The organism is Methylomicrobium sp. Wu6, assembly GCF_035916875.1.
Classification (GTDB): domain Bacteria; phylum Pseudomonadota; class Gammaproteobacteria; order Methylococcales; family Methylomonadaceae; genus Methylomicrobium.
Genome location: NZ_JAXUHN010000080.1, coordinates 48994 through 71208 on the forward strand (window position 1 = coordinate 48994; position 22215 = coordinate 71208).

The 22215-nt window shown below is 52.2% G+C and carries 24 protein-coding genes; 8 read left to right on the plus strand and 16 right to left on the minus strand.

All coding sequences use genetic code 11. The annotated features are described in order from the left end of the window. Nucleotides 1-68 precede the first annotated feature (68 nt). On the plus strand, nucleotides 69-428 hold the full coding sequence (folB, locus tag U2W12_RS11630) for a dihydroneopterin aldolase (RefSeq protein WP_326500853.1): 360 nt from the start codon (nucleotides 69-71) through the stop codon (nucleotides 426-428). Next, nucleotides 425-925: a 2-amino-4-hydroxy-6-hydroxymethyldihydropteridine diphosphokinase gene (folK, locus tag U2W12_RS11635; RefSeq protein WP_326500854.1), complete on the plus strand. Its 501-nt coding sequence runs from the start codon at nucleotides 425-427 to the stop codon at nucleotides 923-925. The genes folB and folK overlap by 4 nt, the downstream gene beginning before the upstream one ends. Here the strand turns inward: folK and U2W12_RS11640 are convergent. Continuing rightward, nucleotides 914-1645 (minus strand): pteridine reductase, encoded by a 732-nt coding sequence (locus U2W12_RS11640; protein WP_326500855.1) that lies wholly within the window; start codon nucleotides 1643-1645, stop codon nucleotides 914-916. The two genes, folK and U2W12_RS11640, sit on opposite strands and share 12 nt — an antisense overlap. A gap of 14 nt (nucleotides 1646-1659) precedes the next feature. Between U2W12_RS11640 and U2W12_RS11645 the strand changes: the two genes are divergently transcribed. Further along, nucleotides 1660-2262 (plus strand): GDSL-type esterase/lipase family protein, encoded by a 603-nt coding sequence (locus tag U2W12_RS11645; RefSeq protein ID WP_326500856.1) that lies wholly within the window; start codon nucleotides 1660-1662, stop codon nucleotides 2260-2262. A gap of 4 nt (nucleotides 2263-2266) precedes the next feature. Here the strand turns inward: U2W12_RS11645 and murI are convergent, their stop codons facing one another. The 6 genes from murI to rpe all read right to left on the minus strand — a co-directional run bounded on the left by murI (nucleotide 2267) and on the right by rpe (nucleotide 7935). Further along, on the minus strand, nucleotides 2267-3085 hold the full coding sequence (gene murI, locus U2W12_RS11650; protein ID WP_326500857.1) for a glutamate racemase: 819 nt from the start codon (nucleotides 3083-3085) through the stop codon (nucleotides 2267-2269). A 13-nt stretch (nucleotides 3086-3098) separates the two neighbouring features. Beyond that, nucleotides 3099-3899 (minus strand): indole-3-glycerol phosphate synthase TrpC, encoded by an 801-nt coding sequence (trpC, locus tag U2W12_RS11655; RefSeq protein ID WP_326500858.1) that lies wholly within the window; start codon nucleotides 3897-3899, stop codon nucleotides 3099-3101. 3 nt (nucleotides 3900-3902) lie between these two features. Next, nucleotides 3903-4928 (minus strand): anthranilate phosphoribosyltransferase, encoded by a 1026-nt coding sequence (trpD, locus tag U2W12_RS11660; protein WP_326500859.1) that lies wholly within the window; start codon nucleotides 4926-4928, stop codon nucleotides 3903-3905. Nucleotides 4929-5034: 106 nt separating this feature from the next. After that, nucleotides 5035-5625 carry an aminodeoxychorismate/anthranilate synthase component II gene (locus tag U2W12_RS11665; protein ID WP_326500860.1) on the minus strand — a complete coding sequence of 197 codons (591 nt, stop codon included), beginning with the start codon at nucleotides 5623-5625 and terminating at the stop codon, nucleotides 5035-5037. Continuing rightward, nucleotides 5622-7109, minus strand: a complete 1488-nt coding sequence (trpE, locus tag U2W12_RS11670) for an anthranilate synthase component I (RefSeq protein ID WP_326500861.1) — start codon at nucleotides 7107-7109, stop codon at nucleotides 5622-5624. The genes U2W12_RS11665 and trpE overlap by 4 nt, the downstream gene beginning before the upstream one ends. 151 nt (nucleotides 7110-7260) lie before the next feature. After that, nucleotides 7261-7935, minus strand: a complete 675-nt coding sequence (rpe, locus tag U2W12_RS11675; RefSeq protein WP_326500862.1) for a ribulose-phosphate 3-epimerase — start codon at nucleotides 7933-7935, stop codon at nucleotides 7261-7263. A gap of 111 nt (nucleotides 7936-8046) precedes the next feature. Here rpe and U2W12_RS11680 point away from each other — a divergent pair, with 111 nt between their 5' ends. After that, nucleotides 8047-8901, plus strand: a complete 855-nt coding sequence (locus U2W12_RS11680) for a fumarylacetoacetate hydrolase family protein (RefSeq protein ID WP_326500863.1) — start codon at nucleotides 8047-8049, stop codon at nucleotides 8899-8901. A 10-nt stretch (nucleotides 8902-8911) separates the two neighbouring features. Here U2W12_RS11680 and U2W12_RS11685 read toward each other — a convergent pair whose 3' ends face one another. The 5 genes from U2W12_RS11685 to U2W12_RS11705 form a co-directional block, all read right to left on the minus strand. Further along, on the minus strand, nucleotides 8912-10519 hold the full coding sequence (locus tag U2W12_RS11685; RefSeq protein ID WP_326500864.1) for an ATP-binding protein: 1608 nt from the start codon (nucleotides 10517-10519) through the stop codon (nucleotides 8912-8914). Next, the gene (locus U2W12_RS11690) at nucleotides 10519-11184 is read right to left on the minus strand and encodes a response regulator (RefSeq protein WP_326500865.1); all 666 of its coding nucleotides are present in this window, start codon (nucleotides 11182-11184) and stop codon (nucleotides 10519-10521) included. Before U2W12_RS11690 ends, U2W12_RS11685 begins: the two co-directional genes overlap by 1 nt. Before the next feature lie 63 nt (nucleotides 11185-11247). Beyond that, complete coding sequence (locus tag U2W12_RS11695; protein ID WP_326500866.1) at nucleotides 11248-11520, minus strand: oxidative damage protection protein; 273 nt, start codon at nucleotides 11518-11520, stop codon at nucleotides 11248-11250. Next, nucleotides 11504-12571, minus strand: coding sequence for an A/G-specific adenine glycosylase (gene mutY / locus U2W12_RS11700; protein ID WP_326500867.1), 1068 nt, complete (start codon nucleotides 12569-12571; stop codon nucleotides 11504-11506). Before mutY ends, U2W12_RS11695 begins: the two co-directional genes overlap by 17 nt. Nucleotides 12572-12597: 26 nt before the next feature. Next, nucleotides 12598-14730, minus strand: a complete 2133-nt coding sequence (locus U2W12_RS11705) for an AsmA family protein (RefSeq protein ID WP_326500868.1) — start codon at nucleotides 14728-14730, stop codon at nucleotides 12598-12600. A 123-nt stretch (nucleotides 14731-14853) separates the two neighbouring features. On the opposite strand from U2W12_RS11705, the gene U2W12_RS11710 reads away from it, so the two are divergent. After that, entirely contained in the window at nucleotides 14854-15156 is a 303-nt protein-coding gene (locus tag U2W12_RS11710; protein WP_326500869.1) for a hypothetical protein, read from the plus strand. 91 nt (nucleotides 15157-15247) lie between these two features. Here the strand turns inward: U2W12_RS11710 and U2W12_RS11715 are convergent, their stop codons facing one another. After that, the gene (locus tag U2W12_RS11715) at nucleotides 15248-15853 is read right to left on the minus strand and encodes a peroxiredoxin C (protein ID WP_326500870.1); all 606 of its coding nucleotides are present in this window, start codon (nucleotides 15851-15853) and stop codon (nucleotides 15248-15250) included. A 306-nt stretch (nucleotides 15854-16159) separates the two neighbouring features. Between U2W12_RS11715 and U2W12_RS11720 the strand changes: the two genes are divergently transcribed. Further along, nucleotides 16160-16672, plus strand: coding sequence for a hypothetical protein (locus U2W12_RS11720; protein ID WP_326500871.1), 513 nt, complete (start codon nucleotides 16160-16162; stop codon nucleotides 16670-16672). Between the two features lie 235 nt (nucleotides 16673-16907). Here the strand turns inward: U2W12_RS11720 and U2W12_RS11725 are convergent, their stop codons facing one another. Continuing rightward, the gene (locus U2W12_RS11725; protein WP_326500872.1) at nucleotides 16908-17924 is read right to left on the minus strand and encodes an NAD-dependent epimerase; all 1017 of its coding nucleotides are present in this window, start codon (nucleotides 17922-17924) and stop codon (nucleotides 16908-16910) included. A gap of 136 nt (nucleotides 17925-18060) precedes the next feature. Here U2W12_RS11725 and U2W12_RS11730 point away from each other — a divergent pair, with 136 nt between their 5' ends. Together U2W12_RS11730 and U2W12_RS11735 are read left to right on the plus strand one after the other, a co-directional pair. After that, nucleotides 18061-18654 (plus strand): hypothetical protein, encoded by a 594-nt coding sequence (locus U2W12_RS11730; RefSeq protein ID WP_326500873.1) that lies wholly within the window; start codon nucleotides 18061-18063, stop codon nucleotides 18652-18654. Between the two features lie 581 nt (nucleotides 18655-19235). Next, nucleotides 19236-19619 carry a 4a-hydroxytetrahydrobiopterin dehydratase gene (locus U2W12_RS11735; protein WP_326500874.1) on the plus strand — a complete coding sequence of 128 codons (384 nt, stop codon included), beginning with the start codon at nucleotides 19236-19238 and terminating at the stop codon, nucleotides 19617-19619. Nucleotides 19620-19779: 160 nt separating this feature from the next. On the opposite strand, the gene fbaA is transcribed toward U2W12_RS11735, so the two are convergent. Then, nucleotides 19780-20859, minus strand: coding sequence for a class II fructose-bisphosphate aldolase (gene fbaA, locus U2W12_RS11740; RefSeq protein ID WP_326500875.1), 1080 nt, complete (start codon nucleotides 20857-20859; stop codon nucleotides 19780-19782). A gap of 105 nt (nucleotides 20860-20964) precedes the next feature. After that, on the minus strand, nucleotides 20965-21972 hold the full coding sequence (locus U2W12_RS11745) for a transaldolase (protein WP_326500876.1): 1008 nt from the start codon (nucleotides 21970-21972) through the stop codon (nucleotides 20965-20967). Nucleotides 21973-22215 lie beyond the last annotated feature (243 nt).

The following is a 22215-nucleotide window of genomic DNA, read 5'->3' on the forward strand; positions in this document are numbered from 1 at the left end:
GTAAGCCGGAGGCAATTCCCCGATACTTAGTGCTTTTAAAAATCGCACATCATAACCGGAAAATTACCATGGACATCATTTTTTTAGGCGGGCTTGAGATCAAAACGATCATCGGCATTTATGACTGGGAACGAGAAACCAAACAAAGCGTGGTGCTCGATATCGAAATGGGTTTCGACATCGAGAAAGCCGCCGAAACCGACGACATTCAATATGCTCTCGATTACAAAAAGGTTTCCAAACGGATCATCGGCTTCGTCGAGGACAGTCAATTCTTTCTGGTCGAAAAACTCGCGGCGGAAATCGTTAAAATTATTCAGAACGAATTCAATGTGCCGTGGGTCAAATTGACGTTGAACAAAAAAGGTGCAATCAGCGGCGCCAGCGATGTCGGCATCATGATCGAAAGAGGGGAACGCAAGCGGTGAGCAGAGGCTATATCAGCATCGGCAGCAATATCGACAAGGAGAAAAACATCCTGAGTGCATTGCGTGCGCTCGCCATTTTTTTTGGTGGCCTGGTGGTTTCGAGCACTTATGAAACCGAAGCGGTCGGATTTACCGGCGATACCTTTCATAATCTGATCGTCGGCTTCGACTCCGATCTCGATGTCAAAACGATTGCAAAACAACTGAGACAAATCGAACTCGATCACGGCCGCACCCGGGAATGCAAAAAATTTTCGTCACGAACGCTCGATTTGGATTTGATCTTGTACGGAGACGAGGTGATCAGCGACGGCCGACTGCAAATCCCGCGCGATGAAATCGAAAAATACGCCTTTGTGCTGGAGCCGCTTGCCGAAATAGCGGGGGACCAGAAACATCCGGTCAGCGGGATCAGCTATCGCGAGTTGTGGGAGCGGTTCGACAAGGATGATCTCCAGCAAAAACGCATCAAACCGGGGTGGTCGTCAATAGAATAACGTGCGACCGCCATCAACTGTCACTATCTGGCCGGTCATGTAATCGGCATCGCGGATCAGAAATAAAACCGCTTTCGCAATATCGTCCGGCTCCCCGCTTCGCTTCAATGCCACACGCTGCAAAATCTCCTGTTTGTCCTGCTCTGACAAATCGCGCTCAGGCCAAATGATCGCACCGGGCGCCACGCCGTTGACCCTGACCGCGGGCCCCATCTCCTTTGCCAACACCCGGGTCATCGCAGCAAGACCGGCCTTAGCGATGCTGTATGCCGAAAACCCGGGCAAGCCGCGTTCGGCATGGATGTCGACGATATTCACGATACAGCCCTTCCTGACCTTCAGCGTGTCCAGCAAGGCCTGTGCGAGAAAAAACGGTGCTTTCAAATTGCTTCCGAGCAGTTCGTCCCATTGGGCTTCGGTGACCTCGCCAAAAGTTGTCGGATAAAATGCCGAGGCATTATTGATCAGCACATCGATCCCGCCGCGGATTTTTTGTGCGGCATCGGCCACTTCTTCGAGATGGCCCGTATTTAACAAATCGGCCTGAAGCACGCTAGCCGAATCCGGGCGCAACCGGTTCAATTCCTCGCACAGTTCAAGCGCTTCCCGTTCCGAGACCTTATAATGCACGATGATATAACAACCCTCCCGGTGCAGTCGCCGCGCGCAAGCCGCGCCGATGCGCTTAGCCGCGCCGGTGATCAGTACATTTTTTTGCATCAAAACCGCCCCTTATGAAAATCATTCCGATTGCCCTGCTTTTGCTGTTGACCGCCTGTAACAAATCCTCGGACACCTTGAGCAAACTGCCCAGCGACGCGGTCATTCTGGCCTTCGGCGACAGCCTGACCTACGGCACCGGCGCCTCTCCGCAGCACGATTACCCGAGCATACTCGCGAAACTGACCACGCTGCAAGTCGTCAATGCCGGGCTTCCCGGCGAAATCAGCGGCGACGGCGCCAAACGCCTGCCCGCCCTACTCGACCAGCATCAACCCCATCTGTTGATTCTGATCCACGGCGGCAACGACATGCTCAAAAGAATTCCGCCCGAACAAACCGCCGGAAATTTGAAGCAGATGATCACCTTAGCAAAAAACCGCCAGATAGGCGTCGTCATGCTAGGCGTACCTAAACCGGCTATTTTATGGATGTCCAGCGCCGATTTTTATCAGGCCACCGCGGAAGCGATGAAAGTACCGATCGATGTTGAAACACTGCCCGAAGTGCTCGGCGATACCAGCCTTAAATCCGATATGATCCATCCTAACGATCAGGGTTACGAAAGAATCGCGACGCAAATCCACGGTCTATTGCAGAAATCAGGGGCGTTATAAAAGTTCAACCTGCGCTTTGGCTGTCAGGCTCCAACAGCTTGGCAACTTTTATATCCGGCTTCCAGAGTTCCGCGATAATAGCCGCAGTTTTAGTTGGATCGGCGCTGGTCCAAAATTGCTCGACCCCACACTCACCCGTATCAGCTAACAACCCGTGCGCAACGAGACGGTGACGAAGTTGGCGCGCAACCGCATCCGACGAGTCTATCACCACAACATTCGGCCCGGCAATTTCCTGAATCAACGGGCGTAAAAAAGGATAATGCGTGCAGCCGAGCACTAGCGTATCGGCCCCGCGCGCCACTAACGGAATCACATAATTTTCCAGCAGATCTCGGGTCTTTTCACCCGCCAGATCTCCAGCTTCGACCTGCTCGACCAAACCCGGACAGGCTTGTGCGAGAATCTCGACGTCGGAACCGTAGCGAGCGAACAATTTGACAAAATTTTGACCTGCCAGCGTCCGGCGGGTCGCAAGCACACCGATCACGCCGGTTGTGGTTTGCGCGGCGGCCGGTTTGATCGCCGGCTCCATCGCGACGATAGGAAGGGTAAAATGGCTTCTTAATGACGTTACCGCCGCGCCGGTCGCGGTGTTGCAGGCAACTACGATCGCCTTCGCGCCGCAATGGAGTAAAAATCGCGTGATTGCGAAGGACCGTGCCTCGATGAACTCCCGTGCTTTGTCGCCGTATGGCGCATGCGCGGAATCCGCGACATAGATTAGATTTTCGGCGGGCAGCTCGCGCCGTATTTCGCGCAGCACCGACAGGCCGCCGACGCCGGAATCGAATACGCCGATCGGGTAGGCTGCGGAACGCAAGATCGTTAAATCCTCACAACCCGAACAACTCGCGCATTTTTTGACCCGGGCTGTCCGCGCGCATGAACGCTTCGCCGACCAAAAATGCATAAATGCCGTTATCGAGCATCAGCTTCACATCGTCCGGTGTATGGATGCCACTTTCGGTGATGATCAGGCGGTCTTCCGGAATTTGCGCCTGCAAATCCAGGGTCGTTTGCAACGAAGTCTCGAAGGTGCGGAGGTTGCGATTGTTGATGCCGATCAGCTTGGTGTCGAGTTTCAATGCCCTGTACAATTCTTCTTCATTGTGGACTTCGACCAGCACGTCCATGCCCAGCTTGGCAGCAAGCTCGGCCAGTTCGCGCATTTGGCCGTCTTCGAGCGCGGCGGCGATCAGCAAAATGCAGTCCGCCCCCAGGGCTCGCGCTTCATAGACCTGATACGGATCGATCATGAAATCCTTGCGCAGCACCGGCAGCGGGCAGCGCTCACGGACCATTTGCAGATAGACTTCGGAGCCCTGGAAAAACTCCTTGTCGGTCAATACCGAAAGGCAGGTCGCACCGTTAATCGCATAATCCTGGCCGATAGTGACCGGCTGGAAATCTTCCCGGATCACACCTTTGCTCGGCGAGGCCTTTTTGATTTCGGCGATGATCGCCGGTTTTTTGAGCGCAACACGCCCTTGCAGGGCCCGATAAAAGCCGCGCGGCTTCTCAACGCTCTCGGCAAAACTTTCGAGATCGCTGATCGGGGTGCGCACGCTGCGGTGGGCCACTTCTTCGGCTTTTTTATCGAGGATTTTCTTCAGGATGTCGGGCGTATGGGTCATGGTTTAATTGATTTTTGAAGAGTTTGAATAAGCAATCAGAGCATCCAGTTTGGCGCGCGCCGCGCCGCTGGCAATCAGCCCATCCGCCATTTTAACGCCGGCGTCGAACGAGTCGACAAGATTCGCCGCATAGATCGCCGCACCGGCATTCAGTACGACGATGTCGCGCGCAGAGCCGGGCTGATTATCGAGCACGGACTTCATCATCGCAAAGCTTGTCTCGGCGTCGGCGATCGCCAGTTCCGCAAGACTTGCGCGTTTCATGCCGAACTGTTCTGGCGTCACCGTGTAGGTCGTAACGACGCCCGATTTCAGCTCGGCGATGTGCGATGGCGCAGCGATGCTGATTTCATCGAGGCCGTCGTCCGCGCTGACCACCAACACATGCCGGCTGCCGAGTTTTTTCAGCACCTGGGCTAATGGCTCGACCCATTCCTTCGCAAACACGCCGATCAACTGGTTCGGCGCGCCGGCCGGATTGGACAAGGGGCCGAGCAGATTGAACAGCGTCCTGACCCCCATGTCTCGGCGCGCGGAACGAGTATATTGCATAGCGCCGTGCAGCTTTTGCGCAAACAAAAAGCCGACGCCGATCCCTTCGACGCAGCGAGCGACTTGATCCGGGCTCAACTCGAGATTCACGCCGGCCACTTCGAGCACGTCGGCGCTGCCGGAACGGCTCGACACCGAACGGTTGCCGTGCTTGGCGACCTTGGCGCCGGCCGCAGCGACCACAAAGGCGCAGGTCGTCGAAATATTGAACGTGTTCGCGCCGTCGCCGCCGGTGCCGCAGGTGTCTATCACATACTCGCCCGTCACCGGCACCTTGCTTGCCAGTTCGCGCATCACTTCGGCCGCCGCGGCGATTTCGTCTATCGTTTCGCCCTTGCAGCGTAGCGCGATCAAAAAACCGCCGATCTGCGCGTCGGTCGCGCCGCCGCTCATGATCTGGCGCATCACCGCGCGCATCTGCTCGCGGGTCAGATCGTGTTTATCGAGCAGTTTTTGCAGGGCGTGTTGGATTTGCATCAGAGGGTTCTGTTGTAGAGCTTTGTAGGGTATGCACCGCATACCATTTTCAGAGTTATCCTATATCAAGATATTAGAAAAGGTACGCAATGCGTACCCTACCTTGTTATCTCTCCAAAAAATTCCGCAGCAGATCATGCCCATGCTCGGTCAAGATCGACTCGGGATGGAACTGCACGCCTTCGATATCGAGCGTCTTATGACGGACGCCCATGATCTCGTCGATGTTGCCTTCCTCGTCCTGGGTCCAGGCGGTCACTTCGAGGCAATCGGGCAGGGTCTTCTGTTCAATCACCAGCGAATGATAACGGGTCGCGGTGAACGGGTTTTTCAGCCCCTTGAACACGCCGACGTTGTCGTGGTAAACCTCGGAGGTCTTGCCGTGCATGATGTGCTTGGCATGGATGATGTTTCCGCCGAAGGCATAGCCGATACTTTGGTGGCCGAGGCAGACGCCGAGGATCGGATAGCGGCCGGCTAATGTCATGATCGCTTCGACCGAGACGCCGGCTTCTCTGGGCGTGCAAGGGCCCGGCGAAATTACGATCTTGTCGGGCGCCAGGCGCTCGATGTCTTCGACCGTGACTTGGTCGTTGCGCACGACCGTCACGTCCGCGCCGAGTTCGCCGAAATATTGCACCAGGTTGTAGGTGAACGAATCGTAATTGTCGATCATCACCACTTTGATTGCGCTCATGCTCCTTCTCCTTCGAGTCCTGCTTCGGCCATGCTGACCGCGCGGAAGATCGCCCGGCCTTTGTTCATCGTTTCGTCCCATTCGTTGCGCGGTATCGAATCATAGACGATGCCGGCGCCGGCCTGGATGTGCAGCACGCTGTCCTTGATCACGGCCGTGCGGATCGCGATCGCGGTATCGAGATTGCCGGACCAGGCGATGTAACCGACCGCGCCCGCGTAGATGCCGCGTTTGACAGGCTCCAGCTCGTCGATGATTTCCATCGCGCGGATTTTCGGCGCGCCGCTGACGGTGCCGGCCGGAAAGGTCGCGGCGAGCACGTCGAAGGCGTTTTTTCCCGCTTTGAGGCGTCCGTTCACATTCGAGACGATGTGCATCACATGCGAGTAGCGTTCGACGATCATCTTTTCGGTCAACTGCACGCTGCCGATTTCGGCGACTCGGCCGGTATCGTTGCGGCCGAGATCGATCAGCATCAGATGCTCGGCGATTTCCTTCGGATCGGCCAAAAGTTCCTTTTCGAGCGCAAGGTCCTGCTCCTGCGTTGCGCCGCGGCGGCGGGTACCGGCGATCGGACGTACGGTCACGATATTGTCTTCGAGCCGGACCAGAATTTCCGGCGACGAGCCGACGATATGGAAATCGCCGAGATTCAGGAAGAACATATACGGCGACGGATTCAGGCAGCGCAACGCGCGGTACAAATTCAACGGCGCGGCGGTATAAGGAATCGATAACCGCTGCGACAAGACCACCTGCATGATGTCGCCGTCGGTGATGTATTCCTTGGCCTTGCGCACCGCATCTTCGAAGCCTTGCTGGGTAAAACCGGAGACGAAATCGGATTCGTTGACCTTTTTGGGCGCCGAGTGACGGGCAGGCTTGGCCTGCACTTCACGCAGTTTGACCGACCATTCGTGCAAGCGCTGCTGCGCTCGCTCATAAGCCCGGTCTTCGCTAGGATCGGCATGTGTTAACAGCAGCAGCTTGCCTGACAGATTATCGAACACCAGCATTTCCTCGGACACCATCAACACGATATCCGGATTGCCGAGTGGATCGGGCTTGCCGGCGCTGCTGAGACGCGGTTCGATATAAGAAATCGTCTCATAGCCGAAATAGCCGACCAAACCGCCGTTGAAACGCGGCAGATCGTCGATGTCGGGCACTTTATAGCGCGCCTTGAACTGTTCGATCCAGAGCAGCGGATTGTCGAGTACGGCCGTTTCGACGATCTCGCCGTTTTTTTCCAGATTGATCCGGTTGCCGATCACCTTGACGATCGTTTTGCAGGGCAGTCCGATGATCGAATAACGTCCCCATTGCTCGCCGCCGAGCACCGATTCGAAGAGGTAGGAATAGGCGCCGTCGGCCAACTTCAGATAGGCGCTAAGCGGCGTGTCCAGATCGGCCAGCACTTCCCGGCTGACCGGGATGCGGTTATAGCCCTGGCGGGCATATTGATTGAATTGTTCCGGGGTCATTCTGTTTCTTCAAACTGCGCCCTGCGCCTGATCAAACCAAATGCGCGCAGAAATGGCAAAAATGGGATTATGTTATTCGGCAATTACTCCGGCATCGCTTTTAATTGCGAACGATGGGCTTCCTGACGTCAGCCCATCCTATGGCAATGTTTTATTTGCCGGCTTTCGCAAGTTCGGCGCGCATCTCGTCGATGATCTTCTTGTAATCGGGCTTGCCGAAAATCGCAGAACCCGCGACGAACGTATCGGCGCCGGCTTCCTTGATTGCACGGATATTGGCGCCGTTGACGCCGCCGTCGATTTCGAGACGGATGTTCAAACCGCTGTCGTCGATTTTCTTGCGCACTTCACGCAGCTTGGTCAACGCGGACGGAATGAACGATTGCCCGCCAAAGCCCGGATTGACCGACATCAACAGAATGATGTCCAGCTTGTCCATCACATAATCCAGATAATGCAGCGGCGTGCCAGGATTGAACACCAAGCCGGCCTTGCAGCCGTTGTCCTTGATCAGTTGCAGGGTGCGGTCGATATGCACGGACGCTTCCGGGTGGAAGGTAATGATGCTGGCACCAGCCTTCGCGAAGTCCGGCACGATGCGGTCCACCGGCTCGATCATCAAATGCACGTCGATCGGGGCGGTCACGCCGTGTTTTCTGAGCGCCTCGCAAACCAGAGGGCCGATAGTCAGGTTCGGGACAAAATGATTGTCCATCACGTCAAAATGCACAATGTCGGCGCCGGCAGCCAATACGTTATCGACTTCCTCGCCCAATTTGGCGAAATTGGCCGACAGGATGGAAGGCGCAATCCAATTTTCGTTCATTATCGTCTCCTCGCGTTTAAACTTGGTTTAAACAGGGCATTATATCTTTTTTTTTGCCGACAGGCTTCGATATACAATAGCCGTTTGCAATCTTACCGGAAAAACTCCACGATGAAACTGGTCACCTTCACGCACCACCAAGCAACCCGCGTCGGCGCGGTCGTCGAAGACTTTGTTGTCGATAGCCTGGGCAATGCCGACATTCCGGCGCGGATGATCGATTTTCTCGACACGGGCACAAAAGCGCTCACAGCAATGCAGGCGCAAATCGACAGCGGCAAGCACCGCATTCCATTCACGGAAGTCAGCCTCGAAGCGCCGGTGCCTCGGCCCGGCAAGTATCTAGCGATCAGCCTTAACTATGCGGATCATATTGCGGAAACCGGCAAAGACAGGCCCGAATACCCGAGCTTTTTCACCAAACAAAGCACCTGCGTGATCGGGACCGGCGCTGCGATTCACCGCCCCAAGGTATCGGATAAGCTCGATTATGAAGGAGAGTTGGCCTTCATAATCGGCCGGCGCTGCCGCCACGTACCGGTCGAAAAAGCGCATGAAGTGATTGCCGGCTATACAATTGCGAACGACGTGTCGGTACGCGACTGGCAGGCGCGCTCGCCGACCATGATGATCGGAAAGTCATTCGACACGACAGGACCTTTGGGGCCCTGGATCGTCACGTCGGACGAGATTGGCGATCCGCACAATTTGAATCTCCTTACCTGGGTCGATGATGAACTGCGCCAGCATGCGAATACCTCCCAAATGCTGTTCAATTGCTATGAAATGGTCGCCTATTTGTCCGCAGCAATGACATTGGAGGCGGGCGACGTCATCAGCACCGGTACGCCGGCCGGGGTCGGCGTCAAGATGCAACCGCGCGGCTACTTGAAACCGGGGCAAACGGTCAGGATCGAAATCGAGGGCATCGGCACACTAGCCAATTCGGTCATCATGGAACCGTAAACAGCCCTCGCTAGGAGACGCGCTTGACCGGCGCGGACACACCCATTTTTTGCGGCTGCGTTTTGTCGACTTTTCTTCTGGGAAGAGGAAACAACACCGTTACCTTCAAGCCGTCCAGTTCCGAAACGCCAAGACTGAACTCGGCGCCGTGGATCGCGACGATTCTTTGCACAATCGAAAAGCCGAGTCCGGTCCCCTGCGCGACGCTGGCAGTCTCCGCTAAACGGTGGAAGCGTTTGAGAGATTTTTCGTAGGCTTCGGGCGCAATCCCCGGACCTGAGTCCTCAACGCGCAATTCTACATTTTTTTCTTTATCGGTCAGATAGATCTTGATGCTGCCGTATTCGGGCGTATATTTGATCGCGTTATCGATAATATTGCGGATCAATATGTTCAGCAATTGCGGATTGGCAACGATTTCCGCCGATGATTCGTCAATAAATTCGACTTCTATCGATTTTCTGTACGCTTCATGCTCCAGATCCGTGATCACCTGGATGACTTCCGCCGATAATTTGACCGTGGTTTTTTCGAGATACTCAGGCCCGGAGTCTATCCGCGAAAACGTCAGCAATTGCTTCACCATGTAGCTCATTTTATTGACAGCCTGCTCTATCCGTTTCAATGCCTGGCGTTGAATTTGCTCGTCCTGCGTTTTAAGCGCCACCTGCACCTGCGTCAACAACCCCGCCAACGGCGTTCTGAGTTCGTGCGAGGCATCCGCGGTAAAACGGCGTTCGTGCTCAAACGCTTCTTCAAGCTGACCGAACAAACTATTCAGCGCGTTGACCATCGGCACAATCTCATTCGGGAGATTTTCTACCGATAGCGGTTTGAGGTAGCTGACTTCCCGGCGCGTCAGCGCTTTTTGCAATTGGCTAATCGGCATCAAGACATTGCCGATGATCAGCCATATCACGAGAGCCAAAACAGGCATCCCCACCAGAAACTGCATGACCAGTTGCTCGGAAATTTCATCGGTCAATTGCTTGCGGATCGCTTCTTGCTGGCCGACATGAATCACATAATCGCCCGTGGTGCTCGATACACTGAACACATGCCACAAGCTGCCTTCGCTTTGGACTTCGCTGAACCCCTGTTTGGCAAAGGTAAATGGGACCTGAGGCGCGCTTTCGGAACGCAACAGCAAGCCTTTATTCTTAGACCAAAGCTGAAAGGCGACTTTGCGCTCATACTTCAGGCTGAGCGCATGGTCTTTCAGGGAACCGTCAAACCCATGCAAAACCAGCCCTCCCTGCCCGGCGTCTTTCAAATCATCTGCCAACAACCCCTGCTTCTTCCCGGAATGCAAAAGCAATCCTTTTTCTTCCGACCATAACTGATAAGCCAGTTTTCGTTGATAGGTTTCGGTAAACTTCGGATCGCTATTGCCCTGAGCCAAACGTCCTTGCCGCCAATAATCAGGCAAAGAACCGTCCAACAGCAAGCTGTCGACAAAAGCCAGCAGGACTTTACCCGATTGCGCCAGTTCCGCATCGAATAATTCGGCGACTTCGTCACGGGTCGCCTTATAGCTGGAAAAGGCGGTGACCCCCCAAACCACCATCGTCGCCGACAACAGCGAAACCAGCAGTAATTGCCGTAAAGAGTAATTCATCAACCTTCTTCAGCATCAATGATGTAGCCAACCCCTCTGACCGTCCGAATCAGAGCAGGATCGAGTTTTTTCCTGAGATAATGAATGTGCACTTCGACCGTATTACTTTCGATATCGGAATCCCATGAGTATAGACTCTCTTCCAGACGCGCGCGCGATACGACCCGGCCGATGTTGCTCATCAGAAAACTCAGTATTTCGAATTCTTTTTGCGATAGATCGACTTTTTCGTCATTGTACGTCACGATATGCGAGGCCGGGTCGAGGACCAGGCCTTTATGCACGATATTCGGTGTACCCCGGCCTTCATTCCGTCTGGACAAAGCGCGCAAGCGAGCGCAAACCTCGGTAAGATCGAACGGCTTGATTACAAAATCGTCCGCGCCGCTATCGAGGCCAGTCACTCGATCGGAAATGGTGTCGCGGGCCGTCAAGACCATCACCGGCGTTTCATCCTTGCGGGCGCGCAACTCTTGCAAGAGATCCATGCCGTCCATGTCCGGCAAGCCCAAATCCAGCACGATCAGTTCATACAGGTTATTTTTCAGCGCTTCTTCGGCAAGTTTCCCGGTGGTAAACCAATCGACCGCATAGCCTTCCATTTTCAGGCCGGTCATTAACCCTTCCCCCAGGATTTCATCATCTTCAACCAGTAATAGTCTCATGCAATTTCTCTATTTCATTTTTAAAAGCCGCGCAGCCCTCGTTGATATGCTCCACCCGCCTGTTTACTGTTGCGGCGGCACATAACCTTCCGGCATCGCGTCATTACCTTCAAACAAAAACTTGTCTCTTTCTTGCGCCAGAAAAGCCTTGGCTTTCGGATCAAAGCTGGCCAAACGGTATTCATTGATCAACATCGTCTGCTTGGCAATCCATTGCTGCCAGGCCATTTTCGATATTTTTTCATAGATTTCCTGCCCTTTCGGTCCGGGAAAAGGCGGCGCATCGAAGCCTTCCGATTCCACACCCAACTTTGCGCATTTAACCTGTCTTGTCATGTTTGCCCTCTTGGTTTTGATATTGTTTCAGTAACCGTTTGATCGGCGCCGCCAAGCCTAAGCGGCCAATAGATTCGATTCGATACCACTCCGCCGAGCCCGCTTCGCTGACGCCACTGATCCTACTGTCGGTCAAAATCACCAGTGGCGTGTAATCGAGATGAAAATGCGAAAAGGTATGACGCCGCTTGTCCATCACATTCCGATCTATAATCGTGATATTGTGGTCCTGGCACCAAGCCAATGCCTGCTCCAGACTTTCAAATTCAGGTAGACACCACAGACCGCCCCAAATTCCGGCAGGTGGCCGTTTTTCAAGAAAAACTTGTTGCCGGGTATTGGCTAGCAACAGAAAAGCCCGCTCTTTGGTCGGCAAAGTTTTGGACGGTTTCGGCGTAGGAAAAGCGGCAACACATCCTGACGCAAACGCCAGGCAGTCGGCATTCAGAGGACACGCATCACACGCAGGCCGCCCGCGCGTACAAACCGTCGCGCCCAAATCCATGATCGCCTGCGTATAATCCGCCGCCCGGTGCTCGGGCGTCAGTGCGCGGCTGAGTTCCCATAGTTGTTTGTTTACTTTCGCCTCGCCGGGCCAGCCCGAGATGGCCCGATAACGCGCCAACACCCGCCTGACATTGCCGTCTAGAATCGGATGACTCCGGTCATAGGCGATGCACATGATCGCACCGGCGGTCGATAATCCGATACCGGGCAATTGCTGAAGCTCTTCCGGCGTATCGGGAAACCGTCCCAGACTTTGTATGCTCAACGCAGTTTTATGCAAGTTGCGCGCCCGCGCATAATAGCCCAATCCCGACCAGTACTGTAGCACCTCATCAAGGGGTGCTTGCGCCAAGGACTCGACGGTCGGAAATCTTGCCATGAACGCATCGAAGTAAGGGATGACCGTTGCAACTTGCGTCTGCTGCAGCATTGTCTCGGATATCCAGACCCGATAAGGCGATTTATCCTGCTGCCAGGGCAAATCCTTGCGTCCATGCTGATCAAACCATGCAAGGATGCGCTCGTCAAACGCTAAACTGTTCATCGTGCGATCGTAATATCAGGCATTGATTAGAACAATTGCTTCAGCAAATCGCCGACGCCAGGCCCCAGTTTTTTATCCAATTTATCTTTCAAGTTGTCTATTTTACCTTTGTTCTTATCGAGAAACCTCTCGATTTTGGCCTTGTTCTTTTCGGTCAGCAAGGCCGCCATATCCAGTCGATAGTCGGGGTCGTCCAGCGTTCCGGCCATGTCGACAACAATCGGCGTACCATGCAATTTTTCCGGTTCTGTATCCGTTGCGGGCGCTTTGACCAGATTGGCGACAAAGCGATAATTTACCAGGCCGGTTTCGATATTCGTCATGCCGCTGCCGACAATCCGAAAGCGGGAGGATTTAACTTCCAAATCCTGGCTCCGGATCACACTATCGGCTAATGTCGCGGTACCTGAAATTTCGGAAAATTCGAGGCCCTTTTGCTCCGGCGGCAAGGGGGTATGATTGAGCACACCGATAGCCTGATCGATGATTTTTTGAAACTTCAAATCCCTGATCTCACCTTCCTTGAGCACGAAGTCCAGCTTTCCCTTCAGTCCCTGTCTGATTTGTTTCGGATCATCCCCCCGCCCTTGCAACGCCGTTGACCCGGTCAACGCGCCGCTGAGATTGATTTTACTCCCTATTACCTTAAGAAAAGCTTCAATATCGACGTTCTCGACTTTTTCCGTTAACGCCATCACCGCTTCCCTGCCTGTTGCATTGAAGTTCACACTGCCCGAATAACCGCCCCGATAAAGCCGACTGATGTCTTGCCGGGTTTGCACGACACCCTCTCCGGCGTTCAATTTCAAGCGCAGATCGTCTGCGGTAACGCCGTTCATTTTAAGATGCTGCAAACCGACTTCACCTTGCACATTCAACTTTCTCAGTCGCTCAACCGGCAACTTCGAGAGAGCGACGGCAATGGCCGCCGACGGACTGACCAGCTTGGTTTCATTTTTCGATTCCGGCGACAAGTAGCGACCGGCATCGACAGCATCAAGAGTCAAATTGAACCGAATCGACGGCGCCTCCAGCCCCTCGATGTGCGCATCGCCTTGTAACAAGGTATCGTCCAATTTGCAGCGCAATGCACTGATAGACAGCGTGTTTTGCGCCGCATGCAGATTAAAGCCGGCCTGTAGCCTACTAAACGCATCCGAGGCCTGAAACCTAGGCAGCGTTATCTCGAAATGCTTTAACAACTTGCCGGGATTGAATTCCGCAATCTCGATACTACCTTCGACATCGGCCTTTTTGAATAAATCAATCCCAGTCAGACTGGACACGATCGACAGTTCGCCGGATTGCATTTGCAACCGGCCAATTCGAATTTTTTGCGCGTTTTTTTCGAAGACGATTTCCGGCGCGGTCAACACCGCCGATACGGATTGACCCGATACCTTTCCCCCCTCCCTCGCCCACTTCAGCGCTGTATCGGCAAAACTTGCCTTCTCGAGATTTTGCGCGACCAGTACACGGGTAGTAAAATCGATATTGTCTCGATAACCGGACTCCGGTTCGACGACCGATAACTTCAATGCGACATTGGCAAACTGATCCAGGCTAAATCTGCCGATGTTCAGGTTGATGTTATCGACATCGAAACGCTTCCCCACTTGCCGGTCATCCCAATGAATTGTCGCATCGTCCAGCGTTACGCCGCCGACCGCGAAAATCAGTAAAGTCTTTTCCGGAGATAGTGGCGTATCCGGAGTTTCTTGTCCAGGCGCTGCCGGTTCGACAGGCTCCCCGCTTTTTGCACCGGCTTGGCTCCAATTATTTGCGCCGTCCTGATTTCGAATCAAATTCAGCCGCAGACCTTTCAATTCGATGCGGCGGATCTCAAGCCTCTTGCCAAGCAGCGGCAACACTTCGACTTTAACATCGCCTTGCTCGATACTGAGTAAGTCTGTTTCCTGGAAACCCTGAACATTTTTAATCCGAATGCGCCCAGTCGAAACCCCTAGCCACGGAAAAACCGACAACTGCAAATCGCCGGCAAACTCGACTTCTCGCCCGGTTTTGTCTTTGATTATTTCCGCCAACTGAGGCTTGAATTGATTCGGATCGACCACGAGCGGCAGGACCCCAACCGCAACAACGAGCAGTAAAATCAACAAACCGAAGATGATGACAAACACTTTCAGCGTTTTCCTCATCACTCTCTCCTTGCGATAAAATATGTCATGAAGGCCCTATATGGAATATGATTAGCGCCTGATCGTTACTGTCCGGACAAACCGGCAGCATAATAAAACAACAATCAAAAATGGGGTGAGACGATGTTATATCTAGCAAAATTTGCCGGAGTGGGGATTCTGATCTGGTTTTATCTGACCGCGAAAGAAAAAGAGCAACCCACGCTGCAATGGGCTGTTATCGGGCTTATCGGCTATTGGCTGACTTGGTGGCTGGTCAAATTGTCGGTACTGCATCCGCTCGGCGACATGCTGGCCAAGAGTCCGACGTCATTATTTCTGGTAACGCAAATTCCAGCGATTGCGGGCATTATCGTGTGCTTTTTCATCCGCAAGAAGCTGATCGCGAATACCGCGACAGAAAGCGGGCAACAACACGATCAATAATAAACATCAGGCAAGCTTGCCAATCAGGGCGCATTGCTTATGTTGCAATGCGCCCGAAATACCTGCCTTTGTGACAGTCTTTCAAAAATTTTTATAACTTACCGGCATTTTTATCCAGGTATTCCGCAACGCCCGCAGGGCTTGCATTCATACCGACATCGCCTTTGTTCCAACCGGCCGGACAAACTTCGCCATGCTCTTCGTGGAATTGTAGCGCATCGACCATGCGCACCAGTTCATCCATGTTGCGGCCCAATGGCAGATCGTTAACCACTTGGTGACGCACGACGCCGTTGCGATCAATCAGGAAAGAACCCCGGTAAGCCACGGCAGGCGCATCGGCTTCAACATCGTAATCCTTGCAAATACTGTGCGCGATGTCCGCCGCCATCGTGTAACGGACCGGACCGATGCCACCTTTGCTGACCGGCGTATTACGCCACGCATTGTGAGTGAAATGCGAATCGATGGAGACCGTAATAACTTCCACGTTACGGCTTTTGAATTCATCGATACGGTGGTCTAACGCGATCAATTCGCTGGGGCAAACGAAGGTAAAATCTAACGGATAGAACACCAACACTGCGTATTTGCCGCGAGTGGCTTCGGAAAAATTGAAAGAATCAACGATTTGACCGTCACCCAACACCGCGGGAACGGTAAAATCCGGTGCCTGTTTACCAACTAAAACGCTCATCGATTTTCTCCAAATAGTTATAAAAAGCAAAGAGTTATCAACTCAAGATTAGCCACTGGAACGTGGAATTTCTGCATTCTACACCAAATTGATCGGGAATTTATTTTTTTCAAAAGAAATATTTCATACACTTGTCTTTTTTTTCTTGCAATTGCCAGAACTTTAGGCATAATTTGTAATCATAGGATTACAAATATAGCGGCTGCGCTCTTTCAATAAATATCAAGCGTAAGCTGCTCAGTTTGTAGGCAACCTAGCTTTACCGCTATTAATATATTGATGTCGTTTTTGAGAGGGGTCTCTTCCATGGCAAAAAATAAACATATCACCGAACCGGACGTTTTTGGTTATCAAGTGCGCATTGTCCGTCGGGGCAAAGAAAGCAGTCGTTATTTTTCTCATAAATTATGGGGGAATAAAGCCAAGTCGTTGCAAGCGGCGATTCTCTGGCGCGACCAGATGCTGGTCGTGCTGAAAGGCAGCAAAACTCGCTTTTTAAAACCGCCGAAAAATAAGACCACGACCGGCGTCACCGGCGTTTCAAAAACGATCAAATACGATCACCGCAAGGACAAGAGCTATCTTTGCTACACTGTATTTTGGGTCCATAACGGAAAATCGAAAAACAAAACCTTCCAGGTCGGCAATGTCGCGAAAATCACGGCGGATGACGAGTTGCACGCCTTTCGTACTGCACGCTTGTTCAGAAGCTGCTATGAGTATGCGATCGATAATGATTTGGAATTTGACGAAAGTAAATTTGCTGGCTGGAAGAAAAAACGTCTCTATGAAGACGACTCCCTGCGCGCGGTAGCGTGAGGCTGACGCCGGAATCGACCTATTCCAGCGTTTTATCGATGCGCGTGTTTCTTGAAGAGGCAAGAGAGGGAGCGCTTTAACGCCGCTCCCGTCGTCTTGGCTAGTGTCTCCGCAACTTAAAGCCATGGGGATGCCCCTTCATGCATTGCACCTGCATCCGGCGAAACGAACACCAAATTTCCAACGATTGCTTTATCTTGCAAACAGTTGCGGGTCGATAACGCCTAAATTCCTGTCAGTTCCCGACGTCTCCGTAAAAATCCAGATACCAGCGCACAAAGCGGCTAATTCCTTCTTCCAGCTTCGTACCCGGCTGATAACCAAAATCGCGCGCCAGATCGCTGACATCGGCATAAGTATCCGGCACGTCGCCCGGCTGCATCGGCAATAAGTTTTTGATCGCGGTTTTGCCGAGGCATTTTTCGAGGGTTTCGATAAAGGTCAGTAAATGCACCGGCTGATTGCTGCCGATATTATAGACTTTGTAAGGCGCCCTACTGCTGCCGGGATCAGGGTTTTCACCCGTCCATTCCATATTAGCCTGGGCCGGCTTATCCAACACTCTGATCACTCCATCGACAATGTCGTCGATATAGGTAAAATCACGCCGGTGATTGCCGAAGTTGAATACATTGATCGGCTTGCCTTCCAGGATATTGCGCGCAAAAATAATAGGCGACATATCCGGCCGCCCCCATGGCCCGTAAACGGTAAAAAAGCGCAATCCGGTGGTCGACAGTTGAAAAAGATGGCTGTAGGCATGCGCCATCAATTCATTCGCCTTTTTGCTGGCCGCATACATGGACACCGGATGATCGACATTATCATGCACCGAAAACGGCATCCGGGTATTGGCGCCATAGACCGAACTCGATGAGGCATAAACCAGATGCTCTATCACATGATGCCGGCATCCCTCCAGAATATTCATGAAGCCCTGAATATTAGAATCGATATAGGCATGGGGGTTGGCCAGCGAATACCTGACGCCTGCCTGCGCGGCAAGATGCGCGACCCGTTGCACACGCTCTTGTTGAAACAGCGCATCAACAGCCGTTCTGTCGGCAATATCCAATTTGATAAACTTGAATTTTTCATAGCTAGCAAGCAAATCCAGACGCGCCGTCTTTAAATTGACATCGTAGTAGTCGTTTAAATTATCAATACCAACGACTTCATCGCCGCGCCCCAACAGTTTGCCGCATAAACTTGCGCCGATAAAACCGGCGACTCCCGTAACCAGAACTTTCAAAGACAGCTTCCTTTGGTTTCTTGCATGTAAATTTCTTGTCGGATCTTCATCGCCACCCTGTTCGTATTATAATACGGTATTGATCTTGCTGATCTAAATTTCAAATATCTCTAAATTTTACTTTCTCAGAAAAAACATGAATTCTCGGGTAAAAGCTTTTACCGCTGTCGCCGTATCCCTGTTGAGCGCATGCTCGACTCAACCCGCCCAACGGCAAAACACTCCAATAGAAGCAGTGGTAAATCCGCCGCCGGACGAGAAACAACCCGACAATTATGACGCAGCCAACAACCCTCCATTGACGACGAAGAAAGGCGGCAAGACCTTGAATTTAGTCAGAATCATGGACGGAGGCACCTGCAAAAATGAACTCCAGGGTGTCAGCGGGTCATTTTTACTTTATGCCGATCCGCACGACATTGAACGCATAAAGCGCGAAAAACCAAAGGAAATCTTCAAGGACTTCGAGGAAAAAATACAGCATTTTACTTCAGAAATCCTGGGGCTCGCGGCCGACCAGACAAACTTGTCCATCGACCCATTCTCTTTGGGCGACGACGTAACGCAGCAAAACCTGGCCGCACAACTAACAAAAAACTTTCGCAATGCCGCTTTGCGCCCTTTGGCCACGTTTACCCATGAGACGACATTGACGATCGACGTCATGCCTTTTTCGCCATCGCTGATTTTTTATCAAAAAGGGTGCGATGCCAGCCGCTTCCAACCTTAACGTTTTGCTGAAAAGCCAATCCGCTGGCTTTTTTACAGCGTTTTCCGAATTTTTTAAATTCACTTGATGCCTGACAGTTCCTTTCCTGACGGGCAGCTTCACCTGTATTTCTTTGATTTGTGCAGGCCTTTCGACATACACATCAGGGTAAAAACACAGAGACTACCAAACAAATTGATTACAATCATTAGTTTCTTGAACATGACTATGCCCTTCCATTTAATAGTTTCAATATGAGGCAGTGCGCGCACAACCTGCGAATACAATCGGCAGCCACAGGAACTCGTTTCGAAGCCGACAAGCCCGCAACACATTTCTTACATTGAAACTCTAGCTCAAAGTCTATCTTTACATATCTCTTGTATTTACTAAACAACATTTTTTGTGAAAAGTTGCACATTTATTTTCTTCGGGTCTATTGCAACGAAGCTCCCTTTATATTAAGACTAAATAAACCGCACCCGCCTGACTAAGCTCATCCCCTATCGAGTTCTGTTCCATAATCACGCATAATTTTTTCTAGATAAAGGTAAATAGTTTACAATCGCATTGATATTTTTCACTGGACAGGAGATTTGATCATGGGTTGGCGCGAACGCAAACACGAAGAAACTTACACAGACAGCGAAGTCGAAGAACGACTAAAGGAAGAGTTACCGCATTGGTATCTCGAGAACGGCTGGATTCGACGCAAATACAAAACCAGCGGATGGAAAAGCACGTTAATGGTAGTGAATACGGTCGGCCATTTGGCGGAAGCGGCTTTCCATCATCCCGACTTGACCGTTTCCTACGCTTTTGTCATCGTCAAGCTAATGAACCATGCCGCTAAAGGCATAACGAACAAAGACTTTGAACTGGCGCGCAAGATCGAAGACGTGATCATGTGGCAACCCGGCAAGGAAGGCGGAGCGTTGGAAGGAACGCCCGACGACCCGCGCTTCAAATACATTAAATACGATTGATTATTTATTCAGGATCGATGAGATCGGATGCAGCCGAATAAGACTTACCTCTTATCTTCGGAATCATCCCGCTTTTCAGGATTATTGAAAGGTATGCAATGCATACTCTACAGGAAAGAGCTACAGGCCCACATAGCGAGGTAAGCCTGTAGCTTTTAAATTACAGCGAGTTGACCGAATTTAAGTCCTGGAATGCCTGTTGCAAACGGGCCACCATGCCGAGCTCGCCTTCGCGTTGCCAAACGCGCGGATCGTAGTATTTTTTATTCGGCTTGTCGTCGCCTTCCGGATTGCCGATCTGGCCTTGCAGGTAGCCTTCATTTTTCTTGTAGAAATTCATGATCGCTTCCCAGGTCGCCCATTGGGTGTCGGTGTCGATGTTCATCTTGACGACGCCGTAGCTGATCGATTCCGCAATTTCTTCCGGAGTTGAGCCCGAACCGCCGTGGAATACGAAGTTCAAGGATTTGGCAGGCAAGCCGAATTTTTCGGACACATATTTTTGCGAGTTGTCCAGAATCTTCGGAGTCAGTTTCACGTTGCCCGGCTTGTAAACGCCGTGTACGTTACCGAACGAAGCCGCGATCGTGAACCGATGGCTGATCTTGCTCAGATGTTCATAGGCATAGGCGACGTCTTCCGGTTGTGTATACAGCATCGAGTGATCCAGGCCGGAGTTGTCGACGCCGTCCTCTTCACCGCCGGTCACGCCCAGCTCGATTTCCAGGGTCATGCCCATCTTGGACATGCGCTTCAGATATTCGCCGCAAATCTCTATATTTTCTTTCAAGCTTTCTTCGGACAGATCCAGCATGTGTGAGCTGAACAGTGGCTTTCCGGTTTCCGCGAAGTGTTTCTCGCCGGCATCCAACAGACCGTCGATCCATGGCAGCAGTTTTTTCGCCGCATGATCGGTATGCAGGATGACCGGCACGCCGTATTGCTCGGCCATCAGATGGACGTGTTTCGCACCCGAAATCGCGCCCAGAATCGCTGTTTTTTGGCCTTCCAGCTTCAAACCTTTGCCGGCCACGAATTGTGCGCCGCCGTTTGAAAACTGCACGATCACCGCGGATTTGGCTTTCGCCGCCGCTTCCAGCACCGCATTGATCGAATCGGTGTTGATCACATTGACCGCAGGCAAGGCAAATTTGTTTTCCTTGCAGATCGCAAATACTTTTTGTACATCTTCGCCGGTCACGACACCGGGCTTAACTGCATCTAAAATTTTGTTTGACATATTCGAATGTATGAAATGATAGGCTCTGATGCGAGCATCACGCCGTATTGACAATGCCTTGGAATCTCCGGCTCCGGGCGAACCGGCGCCGGAGATTGTAAGTGCTTAAGCTTCCGCCGTTTCTGGCTGATTTTCCAGCTCGCCCAAACGCTTGGCCAACAGATCTTCAAGAGCGACCAACGCCTTTTCGAAGCCGACGATGCCTTCGGACAGCTTATCGTTCGCCATGCGGTTTTCTTCGTGCATGCGATCGAAAGTCGCGCGGTCCATCGTAATTTTTTCGATTGGGAAACTCGCGGCTTTGGCTGGGTCCAATTTACGTGGCAATTCGCCTTCGGTGGATTGCAACTCGGCCAGCAAGGATGGCGCGATAGTCAACAGGTCGCTGCCTGCCAATTCGGTGATTTCTCCGACATTGCGGAAGCTTGCGCCCATCACTTCGGTCTTGTAACCGAATTTCTTGTAATAGTTGTAGATCGAGGTGACCGAGATAACGCCTGGATCTTCGGCTGGCGCATAGGAGTCACGGCCGGTGTCTTTTTTGTACCAGTCGAGGATGCGGCCGACGAATGGCGAAATCAGGGTAATGCCGTTTTCGGCGCAAGCGATCGCTTGGTGAATGCCGAACAACAGGGTCAGGTTACAGTGAATGCCTTCCTTTTCCAGAACCGCTGCGGCTTGAATGCCCTCCCAAGTCGAAGCGATTTTGATCAGTACGCGATCTTTCGAAATACCGGCGGCTTCATATTGCGCGATGATTTCACGGCCTTTGGCGATCGTCGCTTCGGTATCGTAAGACAAACGCGCATCCACTTCGGTTGAAACACGGCCCGGGATGATTTCAAGAATTTTCAAACCGAAAGAAACCGCCAAGCGGTCGAACGCCAAGTTAGCCACCAGCGCAGGCGCCGCACTGCGTCCCAAGGTGTCGCGGGCGCCTTTCAAGGTGTCATCGACGATGCTTTGATACTGCGGCATTTGAGCAGCCGCGGTAATCAGCGAGGGGTTGGTGGTCGCGTCGCGAGGTTTGAAGGTTTCAATAGCCTGGATGTCCCCGGTGTCAGCCACAACGATGGTCATTTCCCTGAGTTGTTCTAGTAAATTCTTAGCCATAATATGCACCTTACAAATTTATAATTAAAATAACAAATGCCTTCCAAATATTACCACACTTCGTTTTTATACGATACTAGTGAATGAGTCAAATTTCGACGTCGGTTTTCGGTAGGCGACTTTGCTCATGGCTTGACGATTCAAGCCGCTTCTGCGCGGAACGGTACCGCAATGGCTATTGCGGCGCATCGGACTCGACGCCCGAATGGATGGAGGGGGGGGTTCGGATCAGACGCAATGACC

What these genes read in the sequence shown, in the direction of transcription:
- trpD (WP_326500859.1), bottom strand. Translation starts at nt 4,928, where the DNA reads ATGCAAATCCAACACGCCCTGCAAAAACTGCTCGATAAACACGATCTG.
- U2W12_RS11690 (WP_326500865.1), bottom strand. Translation starts at nt 11,184, where the DNA reads ATGAGACTATTACTGGTTGAAGATGATGAAATCCTGGGGGAAGGGTTA.
- rpe (WP_326500862.1), bottom strand. Translation starts at nt 7,935, where the DNA reads ATGAACGAAAATTGGATTGCGCCTTCCATCCTGTCGGCCAATTTCGCC.
- trpE (WP_326500861.1), bottom strand. Translation starts at nt 7,109, where the DNA reads ATGACCCCGGAACAATTCAATCAATATGCCCGCCAGGGCTATAACCGC.
- U2W12_RS11745 (WP_326500876.1), bottom strand. Translation starts at nt 21,972, where the DNA reads ATGGCTAAGAATTTACTAGAACAACTCAGGGAAATGACCATCGTTGTG.
- fbaA (WP_326500875.1), bottom strand. Translation starts at nt 20,859, where the DNA reads ATGTCAAACAAAATTTTAGATGCAGTTAAGCCCGGTGTCGTGACCGGC.
- U2W12_RS11730 (WP_326500873.1), top strand. Translation starts at nt 18,061, where the DNA reads ATGAATTCTCGGGTAAAAGCTTTTACCGCTGTCGCCGTATCCCTGTTG.
- trpC (WP_326500858.1), bottom strand. Translation starts at nt 3,899, where the DNA reads ATGACCCATACGCCCGACATCCTGAAGAAAATCCTCGATAAAAAAGCC.
- folB (WP_326500853.1), top strand. Translation starts at nt 69, where the DNA reads ATGGACATCATTTTTTTAGGCGGGCTTGAGATCAAAACGATCATCGGC.
- U2W12_RS11685 (WP_326500864.1), bottom strand. Translation starts at nt 10,519, where the DNA reads ATGAATTACTCTTTACGGCAATTACTGCTGGTTTCGCTGTTGTCGGCG.
- U2W12_RS11640 (WP_326500855.1), bottom strand. Translation starts at nt 1,645, where the DNA reads ATGCAAAAAAATGTACTGATCACCGGCGCGGCTAAGCGCATCGGCGCG.
- mutY (WP_326500867.1), bottom strand. Translation starts at nt 12,571, where the DNA reads ATGAACAGTTTAGCGTTTGACGAGCGCATCCTTGCATGGTTTGATCAG.
- U2W12_RS11715 (WP_326500870.1), bottom strand. Translation starts at nt 15,853, where the DNA reads ATGAGCGTTTTAGTTGGTAAACAGGCACCGGATTTTACCGTTCCCGCG.
- U2W12_RS11735 (WP_326500874.1), top strand. Translation starts at nt 19,236, where the DNA reads ATGGGTTGGCGCGAACGCAAACACGAAGAAACTTACACAGACAGCGAA.
- U2W12_RS11665 (WP_326500860.1), bottom strand. Translation starts at nt 5,625, where the DNA reads ATGAGCGCAATCAAAGTGGTGATGATCGACAATTACGATTCGTTCACC.
- U2W12_RS11720 (WP_326500871.1), top strand. Translation starts at nt 16,160, where the DNA reads ATGGCAAAAAATAAACATATCACCGAACCGGACGTTTTTGGTTATCAA.
- U2W12_RS11680 (WP_326500863.1), top strand. Translation starts at nt 8,047, where the DNA reads ATGAAACTGGTCACCTTCACGCACCACCAAGCAACCCGCGTCGGCGCG.
- U2W12_RS11645 (WP_326500856.1), top strand. Translation starts at nt 1,660, where the DNA reads ATGAAAATCATTCCGATTGCCCTGCTTTTGCTGTTGACCGCCTGTAAC.
- U2W12_RS11695 (WP_326500866.1), bottom strand. Translation starts at nt 11,520, where the DNA reads ATGACAAGACAGGTTAAATGCGCAAAGTTGGGTGTGGAATCGGAAGGC.
- U2W12_RS11710 (WP_326500869.1), top strand. Translation starts at nt 14,854, where the DNA reads ATGTTATATCTAGCAAAATTTGCCGGAGTGGGGATTCTGATCTGGTTT.
- U2W12_RS11705 (WP_326500868.1), bottom strand. Translation starts at nt 14,730, where the DNA reads ATGAGGAAAACGCTGAAAGTGTTTGTCATCATCTTCGGTTTGTTGATT.